The organism is Parabacteroides sp. AD58, from assembly GCF_023744375.2.
Classification (GTDB): Bacteria; Bacteroidota; Bacteroidia; order Bacteroidales; family Tannerellaceae; genus Parabacteroides; species Parabacteroides absconsus.
The window spans coordinates 120198-133775 of sequence record NZ_CP146284.1 but is presented as its reverse complement, the minus strand read 5'-3'; the positions used below and the strand labels follow the sequence as shown (position 1 = coordinate 133775).

Sequence of the window (13578 nt, the reverse complement as noted above, 5' to 3'; positions counted from 1 at the left end):
GTAACCAAAAAAAAGTGAGTTATGAGAAGTACATTTAAGGTATTGTTCTACGTGAAGAAAGGCAGTGAGAAACCCAACGGCAACCTGCCTTTGATGTGTCGCATTACGGTGGACGGAGAGATTAAGCAGTTCAGTTGCAAGATGGATGTTCCCTTGCGCCTGTGGGACGTGAAGAACAACCGTGCTTCGGGTAAGAGTGCCGAAGCGCAAAGAATCAACCGTGCCGTTGACAAAATCAGAGTGGAGATAAACCGCCGTTATCAAGAGTTGATGCAGACGGACGGTTATGTCACTGCTGCCAAGTTGAAAGATGCCTATCTCGGCATCGGTATCAAACAGGAAACCTTGCTAAAACTGTTTGAACAACACAACAGCGAATTTGCCAAGAAAGTGGGACACAGCAGGGCAAAAGGAACATTCCGACGTTATGTTACCGTCTGCAAGCACATCCGTGAGTTCCTACCCCATACCTACAAGCGTGAAGATATTCCGTTAAAAGAGTTGAACCTCTCGTTCATCAACGACTTCGAGTATTTCCTGCGTACTGAGAAAAAATGCCGCACCAATACCATTTGGGGCTACATGATTGTGCTGAAACACATTATTTCCATAGCGAGGAATGACGGTCGTCTGCCGTTCAATCCCTTTGCAGGGTACATCAACTCTCCCGAAAGCGTGGACAGAGGGTATATTACGAGAGAGGAGATACACACAATGATGAACACCGATATGCCCGACAAGACACACGAGCTTGTCAGGGATTTATTTCTGTTCTCCACCTTTACAGGTTTGGCATATTCCGATGTCAAGAACCTTACGGAAGACAACCTGCAAACATTCTTTGACGGAAATCTGTGGATTATCACCCGAAGAAAGAAAACTAACACGGAATCCAATATCCGATTGTTGGATGTTCCCCGAAAGATAATAGAGAAGTACAGGGGTATGACAAGAGATAATAAAGTATTCCCCATGCCGAGTAACACGACTTGCAACAAGAAGCTGAAAGCCATTGCCAAGTTGTGCGGTATAAAAGTCCACTTGACCTATCATGTAGCAAGACATTCGGCAGCGACCACTGTGCTGTTATCCAACGGAGTACCCATTGAAACCGTCAGCCGACTTTTGGGACATACCAACATAAAAACGACCCAAATTTACGCAAAAATCACAGCCCAAAAGATTAGTCAGGATATGGAAACATTGTCGCACAAACTGGAGGATATGGAAAAGAACATTTGCAATGCCATTCAGTAACCCTTAAATCAAACGATAATGAAAGAGGAAAGAAACATCATAACAATGAACGAGTTCGGCAATGTAGTTATGCCGAAAGATATACAGGCAACCGCCATGAGTGAGTGGGAGCTTTGCGAGTTGTTCAATGTAACCGCCCCGACTATCAGGGCAGGGATAAAGACACTCTGCAAGAACGGCATTCTGAATGAGTGTGAGATAAGGCATACCATCCGACTGTCCGACAAGTGCAGCATGGAGGTTTACAGCCTTGAAACGATAATCGCCCTTGCGTTCCGTATCGGCACATACAGTGCGAAGCAGGTGCGCAATGCCGTTCTTGAAAGACTGTACTTGCGAAAAGAGAAAACAAGCATCTTCTTTTCGCTGAACACCAACGGCATAGCCAAAGCCGAATACTTCTCGTAGCTGAATTGGTTGCACGACTGACGGAATCCATTCATTCAGTCACGAATAGAGTAATCAAGCCAGCGTGTCAGCATATAATCTGACCGACATATCAACAGGAACTCCAATTTTTTCTCCCGAAAAGCGTAATCCCCACATTCGTTTTTTGGGAGTTTTTTCGTCTGTCCTGCCCGACTTCCGTTCCAAACCATTGAAAGTTTTTTCTTCGGGGGCTATTTGTCACCGTTCTGCCGCGTTTTGCGTAACAACTTATCCGATAAATGCTTATACTTTTGTAGCTGGTATTTTTCAAACTTAAAACCATTTGATTATGTCAGCTAACAAACAACAAGACAGCCACAGACCGCCATCGGATGGTGGCATGGCAAAGGAGGAATTCATCCGAGTGGGGACTACGCTTTACAAGATTGTGGAGCAGCCCAAACTGAACGGAGGGTATGTAAGGAAACGCATAGCATGGAACAACGAAACCCTGCGCCAAGACTACGGCAAGGACTACATCGGCAGCGTTCCCAAGTATGACGGCTTCTGCACCGTACCCGAACACATCGGCTACCATCCCGTGGTCGGCAAGTTCCTTAACCTCTATGAACCGATAGACCACCAACCTAAAGAGGGCGATTTCTCGCATATCCAATCTTTGGTAGGTCACATCTTCGGGGAGCAATACGAGTTGGGCATGGACTACCTACAACTGCTCTACTTGTACCCCATTCAAAAGCTGCCTATCCTGCTGTTGGTATCAGAGGAACGCAACACAGGCAAAAGCACATTTCTGAATTTTCTAAAACTCCTATTTCAGAACAATGTAACCTTTAACACCAACGAGGATTTCCGTAGCCAATTCAATTCCGACTGGGCCGGCAAACTGCTTATCGTGGTGGACGAGGTGCTGCTCAACCGTAGGGAGGACAGCGAGCGGTTGAAGAACCTAAGCACCACACTTTCCTACAAGGTGGAAGCCAAAGGCAAAGACCGTGACGAGATAGCGTTTTTCGCCAAGTTCGTGCTATGCTCCAACAACGAGTACTTGCCTGTAATCATTGATGCAGGGGAAACACGCTATTGGGTACGCAAGATAGACCGCTTGCAGTCTGATGATACCGACTTCCTGCAAAAGCTGAAAGCGGAGATACCCGCCTTTCTTCATTTCCTGCAACACAGAACACTATCCACCGAAAAGGAAAGCCGTATGTGGTTTGCTCCATCGCTGTTGCATACCGAAGCCTTGCAGAAGATAATCCGCAGCAACCGTAACCGACTGGAGATAGAGATGCACGAGCTGATACTTGACATCATGGATAGTGTCGGCACGGACACATTCTCGTTCTGCTACAACGACATTCTTCTGTTGCTGGTACACTCGCAGGTAAAAGTGGAGAAGCACCAAGTCCGAAAGGTGTTGCAGGAGTGTTGGAAACTTACGCCTGCACCCAACGGACTGACCTATACCACCTACCAATTCAACTACAATCGGGAGTGTCGGTATGAGCCTGTAAAACGGGTCGGTCGTTTCTATTCTGTCACGAGGGAACAACTTGAATCCCTGTAATATCATTCTTTTTTTTGTTGAATTGATGAATAAGGATATAACTATGCTGACAATAAACAATATACACTCTCAACAAAATCTCAACAATCGAAAAGAGAAGTTGAGAGAGGAACAGCACCCGATTGTTGATTTCTCTTTTGGCGAGTGGTTTGTTGAGAAGATGTTGAGCAAATATCTTTCTGTAAATAAATGTGTTATATAAGCCATTCAACAAATCAACGTTTTTACAATCATCATCAAATCTATAGAATATCATGAACATACAAGAAGTTAAACAAATCAGAATCGCAGACTATCTGCAAAGTTTGGGTTACACGCCCGTCAAGCAACAGGGCAGCAGCTTTTGGTACAAATCACCGCTGAGAGAGGAAACGGACGCATCTTTCAAGGTAAACACAGAACTCAACAAATGGTACGATTTTGGACTTGGCAAGGGCGGTAACATCATCGCATTGGCAGCGGAACTCTACCATACGGAAGATGTAACCTGCCTGTTGAAGCGCATAGAGGAACGGACACCATACATCCGCCCTGCATCGTTTTCTTTTGGCAAGCAGCAATCCGACAACCGCACTTATCGGGTATTAAGAGTTGGCGAGCTGTCATCACCTGCGCTCATTGCCTATCTGCAAGAAAGGGGGATAGACATTGAACTCGCCAAAAGGGAGTGTAAGGAACTGCGGTTTGAGAATGCCGACAAACCCTATTTCGCCATCGGCTTCCCGAATATGGCAAGAGGGTATGAAGTGCGTAATAGATACTTCAAGGGATGTGTCGCCCCGAAGGACATCACCCATATCCGACAGCAAAAAGAGCCACGAACCGTCTGTTATCTTTTCGAGGGCTTCATGGATTATCTCTCGTTCCTGACCATCCGAGTAAAGAACAATCCGCAACACCCACGATTGAATGCACAGGATTACGTCATTCTCAACTCCGTTTCCAACCTCTCGAAAGCGGAAAGCATATTGGCAACCTATACCCGAATCGGCTGTTTCCTTGACAATGACACAGCAGGACGGAACGCATACGCCAACCTGCAACGGATGTTGGGTGACCGCTTGCAGGATATGTCGGTTCACTATGCAGGGTATAATGACTTGAACGAGTACCTGTGCAAAAAACTCTTGTCCCAATCGACAGAGCCGATAAAGGAGGAGAAGCAAGTACAATCCGCAAGGCGGATGATGCAGCCACCGAAAAAGAAAGGGCTGAAAATATAGAGGGGAACAGGTTCGCTTTCCCAAGGGTATTTAGACAGAAATACCATAGCTTAATAGGGCGTTTTCTTCACGCATTACACGGTAATGCTAAAAACTCCCTATCGAGCCAAAGGGAAATCCCTTTGGAAACCCTGAGAGCCAATGCCACAGGCAGAGAATACACTCATAACAATAACCGTAAAAATCAAACTACATGGGATATTTTTCATTGGACATAAAGAAAGCAAAAGGTTCATCGGACACCGTACAATCCGACCATATAGAGAGAAGAATCATACCTAAAAACGCAGACCCGACAAGAACGCATCTGAACAGGGTACTTATAGAATACCCCGATGGCGTTCATGGCAGGGATGAAGCGATTGCCCACAGGCTGAACACGGCAGGCATCAAGCGGAAGATTACACATGACCAAGTCCGTGTAGTCCGAGTGGTTCTGTCGGGAACACATGAGGACATGATGGACATACAGGAAAACGGAAGACTTGACGAATGGTGCAGCGACAGCATCCAATGGCTGCAAGCCACATTCGGCAGGGAGAACGTGGTTGCCGCCCATCTTCACATGGACGAGAAGACACCGCATATCCATGCAGCCATTGTTCCCATCGTGACAGGTGAAAGGCGCAAAGCCAAGAAAGAGCAGGAAGACGGCAAACGGAAGTATCACAAGAAAGCAAATACCGTCCGTTTGTGTGCCGATGACCTGTTCAACCGTCAGACCTTGATTGCGTACCACGACAATTATGCAAGGGTTATGGCTAAATACGGATTACAGCGAGGTGTGCGAGGTTCCGAAGCACGGCACACCACCACGACACAGTATTATCGGGACATACAGAAAAAGAACGCTGCCCTTGATGCAGAAAACAAGCGGTTACAGGAGCAGAAAACCGAAACCGAACAGGAACTCAGACAAGCCAAGAAAGAGGTACAGACCGAGAAACTGAAAGGTGCAGCCACCACCGCAGCGACCTACATAGCTGAAAGTGTCGGTTCTCTTTTCGGGAGCAACAAGGTCAAGACTTTGGAAAGGGAGAACACCGCCCTGTATCGGGAAGTTGCCACCCATGAGGAAACCATTGAGATACTGCAAAACCGCATACACACGATGCAAACCGAGCACAACCGCCAGTTGTTGGAAATACAGCAGAATCACCGTAAGGAGATGGCGGAAAAAAGTGTCAGACACAAAGATGAAGTATCAGGTTTGAAACGCATTATCGAAAAGCTGTGTGCATGGTTTCCTATGGCAAAGGAAATTATGAGAATAGAGAGCCTGTGCCGCCTTGTCGGGTTCAATGAAAGGCAGACCACGACATTGACTTATGGTAAGCCTTTGATATACGAGGGCAAACTTTATTCGGAGGAACATAATCGGAGTTTTACGACAGAAAGAGCAGGCTTTCAAGTGGTGAAAGACCCTGCGGACAAGTCTAAACTGACACTCGTAATCAACCGCCAGCCCATAGGCGAATGGTTCAGGGAACAGTTCGACAGGCTACGGCAGAGCATACGACAGCCAATTCAACCACAAAGGAAAAGTAGAGGAATTACATAAGTAGTTAAAACAGATTGCAATAAGCCTCCGATAATCGTATTTCCCTATCAGAGGCTTATTGCTGTTTAGATTTAGTTACGTTTCATAAATCATGATTTTTGTTTTTGATTGTCGACCTTTCTAAGTTGTGGAAGACATAAGGCTATTATAGCGAGAAGCAGAATAGCCATACCTGAGAACAAAAACCAACGGTTTACCCCGATTTGGTCTGCAAATGCACCCGACACTACCAACCCAAGCGGCATGGCAAACGACATGATGCTGCCAAGAAGTCCGAAAACACGCCCTAAATACTCGGGTTGTATCTGTTCTTGAAATAGCGCGGTCTGTACTCCATTATAGAATGGGGCAGAAAAGCCCATCAACGTACAACATATCGCAAATATCATAAAACCATTGGTTGGTAGCAAGCCGGAAACAGTCAATGACACTCCCATAAGAAAGATAGAGCCGATGATATTTGCCATGCGCTTTTTGAAACCTCCCCATGCGCCCAATAGAAGTCCGCCCAACAACATACCAACTGCAAAAACAATTTCCACCACGGAAGCATGCAAGGTACTTCCCTCGAAATAATTCATACTCATCAGCGGAAATAGCGCATTGATTGGCATATAAATGAACATATTGATTGCTCCTATCCAAAGCAATGTGAAAAGAGCTTTATTTTGTCGTATTGCGTTATAGCCAATGCGCAGTTCGGTGAAAAAGTTTTCTTGCTGCAGCGCTTCAATCGGTTGTTTTGGGATGTGAACCATTGCAACAGTGATACAGGCAATTATTGCTCCGAATACGTCAAGGGCAACCGCAGAATTCAACCCCCATTTTGCATAGAGAAAAGCGGCAATTGCCGGACTTAGGATGAAACTTGCCGATTGGATGGACTGGGTGTAGCCGGCACATTTGACTAACTGTTCTTCAGGCACTAAAAGAGGTGTTACCGCACTTAACGCAGGGGAATGGAATGCAGTGCCAACGCTTCTAATGAAGAGGATGAGCATTACTATCCATACAGGTAGTTCCGCTGACAGGGAAATTACGGTAAGTACCAGTCCAGCACAAGCTATGATGACATCTGCACCAATCATGACCATTTTCCGGTTCCAGCGGTCAACAAGTACTCCGATTGCAGAACCTAAAACCGCTTGAGGTAGAAACCCAACCAAGGTCGCCATTGACAACACCATCGCAGACCCTGTTGTATTTGTCAGATGCCAGATGATGGCCATTTGAAGAACCCCACTTGTTATCAGGGACACAGCTTGCCCCGCCCATATTGTATAGAAATCTTGTTTCCAATTTCTGATTTTTTCCATTTGAATTTTTCCTTTTATCTTTTGAATGTTTCTTGATTTTATAGCACAAAAAATCTCTCGACAAGCCTGAAATAGCATGCCGGATTACAAAGACAATGACATTCAAATCGAATTAATTAGATTTGAATGTGGAAAAATTACCAAGGTTTATGATATGCAATATTAACGGTGTTTTTACCTGTTAATATTGTACAATTGTTCATAATCATATTGAAAACCACTATATATGTTGCGACTTATCTTAATTGGGATGGTATTATATGCACACCGAATCCGCTGCAAAGTTACAATAAATTATTCGATTTTTGCACTAACTAAAGTAAAGAATTTCAATGCTTCCTGAATTTTGCCTTTCCTTTTTTATCCAAATCTGCAAAAAATAACGGCATAAGCAAATAGGTATATATCGAAAGGCAAAAAATGGCGAATACTGTTTGTATTGGATACTATATCAAAGATTTGTCGTATCTTTGCACCTGAAAGAGTTATTTGATAGTAAAACACCGCAAAACGCTGAAAATCGCACGGTTTCCTAGTCGTTACCATTACTTTTCAGATACTCCGTTAAATGTTTATTCATCAAACGGTTAGACGAAACCGTTCAGAATTTAAAATAAATAAATCGCACTGACAGCTGCCTGCGTAGGGCCTACATAATGTTTCTTGACAGTCTCAATCTTAGTTCCGCAATTTGCACACGGATATTTGTCTGATTCCAGATACAAATAACCGACACCTAAAGTGGCTTCAATATTCCAATGCTTGCCTAAAACCCAGCTGTATCCATAACTGATGCCGGCACCTGTTCCCCAGCCCTGATGGCGTTCATTCTCAGTACCCAACCATTTAATGTCCGATACATTATAGATCAGATACGGCACATGTAATCCCAAGAAATGCCCATGAAATGTCTCACAAAACCAATAGCGCAGTTCGGGATGAACTCTGAAATGTTTAATGGATTTTCCAAAACTGCCATCATCTTTTTTACCTGTAAAAGGATTCAATCCGGCTTCCACATCCAGGCTCCAATGTCTGGCAAGGCGAAATTCCAACCCCAAGTTTGGAGTTGCTGTAGCCCAATACAAAGCATTGGTCTTTAAGCCCACTACAGCTCCCTTCTCTTTCTGAAGGTCTATTTGTGCTGTGGCCAAAAAAGATATAGCACAAAAAAGGCTTCCAAATAGTAATCGTTTTATCATAATCCTCAAATTTATCCTGTTAGCGTTTTTATTTACTTTATCAAATAATATCTTATTTTCTTGGTTCTTTCCGTGGTATAAAATTCATTAGATTGATACTTTTTGATACTTTTATCAACAAATTTTCTTTATACAACCGAAAAATCGGAGTATCGGCTAACCTTTTGACATCTAATCTATAAATAGTCTAACATCTAATTTATAAAGTGTTCATTAGTCACCCATTTACTTCCGAAATTAATATAAGCGTTATTATTTGTCATTTCCGTTACAAACGTATAACTTTTAAATTTAGAAAGCAAATTTAATTATACTTTTTATGTTAAAATCATGAAAGTTCATCCCGTACTAAGCCATAAACCCCATAATATCATAACAAACCATCATTTTATATAAAAATAACAAGGATAAACACCGGGAAAATCTTATATATAATATAAGGTATAGCCACTTTGATTCCTAAAAATGCATCCTTCCGTGCCAACTTTTCCTATTTCGGCCTTAATTGTTAATGACAGAATCCGTATCTTTGCACCTTCATACGATACATCTGATAATTTATGATTTCAATAGACGGACTGACAGTTGAATTTGGGGGAAGTACACTTTTCCAAGATATTTCTTTTGTGATTAATGAAAAAGACCGGATTGCCTTAATGGGGAAAAATGGTGCCGGAAAATCTACTTTACTCAAAATTTTGGCAGGTGTCCGCGAACCTACTCGTGGAAAAGTTTCTGCACCCAAAGACACGGTGATTGCCTATCTGCCCCAGCATCTAATGACGGAAGACGGACGCACCGTCTTTGAAGAGACGGCGCAGGCATTTGCCCACTTGCACGAGATGGAAGCTGAAATCAACGCCATCAACCAGCAACTCGAAACCCGCACTGATTATGAATCGGACGAGTATATGCAGCTCATCGAACGGGTTTCTGCTTTGAGCGAGAAGTTTTATTCGATTGAGGAAATCAATTATGATGCCGATATCGAAAAGACCTTGTTGGGTTTAGGGTTTGAGCGGGAAGACTTTAACCGCCAGACCAGCGAATTCAGCGGCGGATGGCGAATGCGTATCGAACTGGCCAAGCTGTTGCTGCAAAAGCCGGATGTCTTGTTGCTCGACGAGCCGACCAACCATCTTGATATCGAATCGATCCAATGGCTGGAAGACTTCTTGATTGAAAGCGGACAAGCGGTGGTTGTCATTAGTCACGACCGTGCCTTCGTCGATCATATTACGACCCGCACCATCGAAGTGACGATGGGACGTATCTACGATTATAAGGTAAATTATTCTCAATACCTGCAACTCAGGAAAGAACGCCGCGAGCAACAGCAGAAGGCCTACGACGAGCAGCAGAAGTTCATTGCCGAAACGAAAGAATTCATCGAACGGTTTAAAGGGACTTATTCCAAGACCCTGCAAGTACAAAGCCGGGTAAAGATGCTGGAAAAGCTGGAACTATTGGAAGTAGATGAAGAAGATACATCGGCTTTGCGGCTGAAGTTTCCACCTTCACCACGTTCGGGTTCATATCCGGTCATTCTGGAAGATGTCTCGAAAAGCTACGGCGACAAGACCGTATTCCGACATGTCAACCTGACTATCGAACGGGGTGACAAGATTGCTTTTGTAGGACGCAACGGTGAAGGAAAATCAACCTTGGTCAAATGTATCATGAAGGAAATCGAACACGAGGGGAAACTGACGATCGGACACAATGTCATGATCGGTTATTTTGCCCAAAACCAGGCATCGCTGCTTGATGAAAACCTGACAGTATTCCAGACGATTGATGATGTGGCCAAAGGAGATATCCGAAACAAGATCAAAGATTTGTTAGAAGCCTTTATGTTTGGTGGCGAAAACTCGGCAAAGAAGGTGAAAGTCTTGTCGGGTGGCGAACGTACCCGCCTGGCCATGATCAAACTCTTGCTTGAACCGGTGAATTTACTCATCCTCGATGAGCCGACCAACCACTTGGACATGAAGACAAAAGATATCCTGAAACAGGCGCTGCTCGACTTTGACGGAACGCTGATTGTCGTATCGCACGACCGCGACTTCCTAGACGGACTGGTAACGAAAGTCTATGAATTCGGTCATCAGCGTGTAACCGAACATCTCGAAGGTATTTATGAATTCATGCAACGCAAGAAAATGGAGAATCTGCGGGAGCTGGAAAGAAAGAACTGAGCTTTCCGGCTTCACCCTATATTTACGAACCTAAAAAGAAGAAACCTGTATGAAAGAATTACAGCAATTGCTTAAGAAGTTTTTCGGTTATTCCGAATTCCGTCCGTTGCAGGCCGAAATTATACAGCATATTCTGCAGAAGAAAGATGCGTTGGTATTAATGCCTACAGGAGGCGGCAAATCGATTTGCTATCAGTTGCCTGCCATTTATCTGCCAGGCATTACCTTGGTTATCTCTCCGCTGATTGCTCTGATGAAAGACCAGGTAGAAGGACTGATAGCCAACGGTATTCCGGCGGCATCGCTAAACAGCATGATGAGCGACAGCGAACAGCAGCAGGTCAAGCAACTCTGTATTCAGGGAAAGATCAAATTACTATATATCTCGCCCGAACGGGTAAAGGCAGAAGCTGACTGGTTCTTGCCCCGACTGGATATATCGCTGATAGCCATCGACGAAGCTCATTGTGTATCACATTGGGGGCACGACTTCCGACCGGAATATACCCAATTAGCGATTCTGAAGGAACGCTTTTCCAAGGTTCCTGTCGTTGCGCTGACTGCGACAGCCGATAAAGTGACCCGCACGGACATCATCGAACAGCTTCGGTTGGATAATCCCCAAGTCTTTATTTCTTCTTTCGACCGGCCAAATCTGTCGCTTACAGTCCGCCGCGGACTCAACAAGAAAGAGAAGATCAAATCGATCGTCCATTTTATCCGCCAACATCGTGACCAGAGCGGAATCATCTATTGCATGAAACGAAGTGACACAGAAATGCTGGCCGAAGAACTGTCGCTGTTCCAAATCAAGGCAACCGCTTATCATGCAGGATTATCGCCCCAAAAGCGGGAACAGGCACAAGATGACTTTATTCATGACCGGGTAGATGTAGTCTGCGCGACGGTTGCCTTCGGTATGGGTATTGATAAAAGTAATATCCGTTGGGTGATCCATTTCAACATGCCGGGAAGTATTGAGAATTATTACCAGGAAATCGGTCGTGCCGGACGAGACGGAGCCAAGAGTGATACCTTGTTATTCTACTCCATGAGCGATCTGATCGTCCTTCGTCAGTTTGCCGAAGAAAGCGGGCAGGTGGAAATCAATCTGGAGAAACTCAACCGGATGCAGCGGTATTGTGAAACGGATATCTGTCGCCGGCGGATTCTCCTCAGTTACTTTGGTGAAGAAGTAGAGAAAGACTGCGGTAATTGCGATGTATGCAAGAATCCTCCGCTTCGTTTTGACGGAAGTATTCTAGTACAGAAAGCACTCAGTGCCGTAGTCCGCACCCAGCAGCAGATTGGTATTGAAATGTTGATTCATATCCTCCGAGGAGCTGCCCGGGCCGAATTGACAGAGAAAGGTTATCACCTGATCAAGACGTACGGAGCTGGTCGCGATCTGTCGTATGTGGAGTGGAAAGAATATATCTACCAGATGATTCAGCTCGGATTTTTAGAAATCGACTATGCTCATGCCAACCGGCTAAAGGTTACACCACTCGGAACGAAAGTTCTATACGGGAAAACAACGGCCCAATTAACCAAATACATGCCGCCGGAACCAGAGAAAAAGAAGACAAAAGCAAGTACCGGGAAAAAAGGATTTAAGGCACAGCCGATTCGTCCTATCGAGTCTGAATCGGTAGACGAAGTTTTGTGGGATGCCTTAAAGCAGCTCCGGAAACAACTGGCCGATCGAGAATCGCGTCCGGCATACCATATCTTTACAGATGATTCACTTGAAGACATGGTTGCTCAAAAGCCCATTACATTAGGTGATTTCAATCAGATCCGGGGTGTCGGGCAAATCAAGTTAGAGAAGTATGGCCGCGTATTTGTTTCCCTTATCCGTTTTGTTCTAAAGTTACCGAAGTTAGAGGGATAAGACAGATTAAGCTGAATACGATAGCAGCATATGGATCATTGGGTATAAATATTAAAAGACAAATGTTTATACCCATAAAGGTTCTCTTTCCCAACCAAGAGGAAAACCCATAGCGTTCAAATCTATCTGAGGAAATCTAACAAATAAATTATTCAATTTAGCCTTAAAATCATTGTTAGGAGATATTATATTCATAAAATATTTAATCATGCAAATATTAAAATAAATCCTATTCTTAGCAACGGGTATAGTAATCCAAGGGCGTATCATCTTTTTGGCATCAGCCGGAATTATAGAATTAACCTTGTTCCATACACGGGAATGATGACAACAGGCATTTCGAGTAAGTGCAATTGTTGTCATCCATGACTCTAAAGCCTGCGGTTGTAAATAAAATCTTTTAGATATCTGCTTTCTGATGCGTTGATCCATAAGATTCCTATATAACTGAATAGTTATGCCAAATGGAATTATTTCAGATAACATCCAAGCTGGAGCAAAAGGATCCATGTATTTACATCTGAAATGTTTAATAAAATCTTCAGTAGACTTATTATATTCAGCTTCTATAAGTGAATAGGTTTTACTATAAACAACTTGATTCTTAAAATACTTCGAATTTGTCATCCAAAAGATATCACCTGTCATTTGTGCAGTAATATTAGCTACAGCTTCTTTAAAGGCTATTTCTATCTTCTCAATTTCATTAAACAATAGTACTCTCAATTTCTTATCAAAACGATATAAATCTAATATATTATCAAATGAGACTTCGCTTTTGAAAATATGGTTTGTCTTGGGTATTGACAAATATGGATACATATATGCACTCAATCTATAATATCCAATATTGATTATATAAGCTTCGGCACGTTGCTCATTGTCAATTACCAATCCTCGTGATTTAAGACGCCGTACAAGTTCTTCAGGAGAAGAATATCTTTTCGTAAAAATTTCCATAGTATTT

Annotated in this window: 10 protein-coding genes; 7 read left to right on the top strand and 3 right to left on the bottom strand. The window is 43.7% G+C overall.

What is annotated here, in order from left to right; genetic code table 11:
* The first annotated feature begins 21 nt into the window (after nt 1–21).
* The 5 genes from NEE14_RS00520 to mobV all read left to right on the top strand — a co-directional run bounded on the left by NEE14_RS00520 (nt 22) and on the right by mobV (nt 6001).
* Entirely contained in the window at nt 22–1257 is a 1236-nt protein-coding gene (locus NEE14_RS00520; RefSeq protein WP_016564205.1) for a site-specific integrase, read from the top strand.
* Nucleotides 1258–1275: 18 nt separating this feature from the next.
* Complete coding sequence (locus tag NEE14_RS00515; protein WP_016564204.1) at nt 1276–1665, top strand: hypothetical protein; 390 nt, start codon at nt 1276–1278, stop codon at nt 1663–1665.
* Between the two features lie 310 nt (nt 1666–1975).
* On the top strand, nt 1976–3217 hold the full coding sequence (locus NEE14_RS00510; RefSeq protein WP_016564203.1) for a primase-helicase family protein: 1242 nt from the start codon (nt 1976–1978) through the stop codon (nt 3215–3217).
* 254 nt (nt 3218–3471) lie between these two features.
* Nucleotides 3472–4440, top strand: coding sequence for a toprim domain-containing protein (locus NEE14_RS00505; protein WP_016564201.1), 969 nt, complete (start codon nt 3472–3474; stop codon nt 4438–4440).
* A 193-nt stretch (nt 4441–4633) separates the two neighbouring features.
* A complete protein-coding gene (gene mobV / locus NEE14_RS00500; RefSeq protein ID WP_251966315.1) occupies nt 4634–6001 on the top strand; it encodes a MobV family relaxase in 1368 nt (455 codons plus the stop codon).
* Between the two features lie 89 nt (nt 6002–6090).
* On the opposite strand, the gene NEE14_RS00495 is transcribed toward mobV, so the two are convergent.
* Nucleotides 6091–7317 carry an MFS transporter gene (locus tag NEE14_RS00495; RefSeq protein WP_016564142.1) on the bottom strand — a complete coding sequence of 409 codons (1227 nt, stop codon included), beginning with the start codon at nt 7315–7317 and terminating at the stop codon, nt 6091–6093.
* A gap of 608 nt (nt 7318–7925) precedes the next feature.
* A complete protein-coding gene (locus NEE14_RS00490) occupies nt 7926–8519 on the bottom strand; it encodes a DUF3575 domain-containing protein (protein WP_251966314.1) in 594 nt (197 codons plus the stop codon).
* Nucleotides 8520–9079: 560 nt separating this feature from the next.
* Between NEE14_RS00490 and NEE14_RS00485 the strand changes: the two genes are divergently transcribed.
* Both NEE14_RS00485 and recQ read left to right on the top strand, forming a co-directional pair.
* On the top strand, nt 9080–10717 hold the full coding sequence (locus tag NEE14_RS00485; RefSeq protein WP_251966313.1) for an ABC-F family ATP-binding cassette domain-containing protein: 1638 nt from the start codon (nt 9080–9082) through the stop codon (nt 10715–10717).
* A gap of 49 nt (nt 10718–10766) precedes the next feature.
* The gene (recQ, locus tag NEE14_RS00480; RefSeq protein WP_251966312.1) at nt 10767–12611 is read left to right on the top strand and encodes a DNA helicase RecQ; all 1845 of its coding nucleotides are present in this window, start codon (nt 10767–10769) and stop codon (nt 12609–12611) included.
* A gap of 66 nt (nt 12612–12677) precedes the next feature.
* Here the strand turns inward: recQ and NEE14_RS00475 are convergent, their stop codons facing one another.
* Complete coding sequence (locus tag NEE14_RS00475) at nt 12678–13571, bottom strand: Abi family protein (RefSeq protein WP_251966311.1); 894 nt, start codon at nt 13569–13571, stop codon at nt 12678–12680.
* Between the last annotated feature and the right edge of the window lie 7 nt (nt 13572–13578).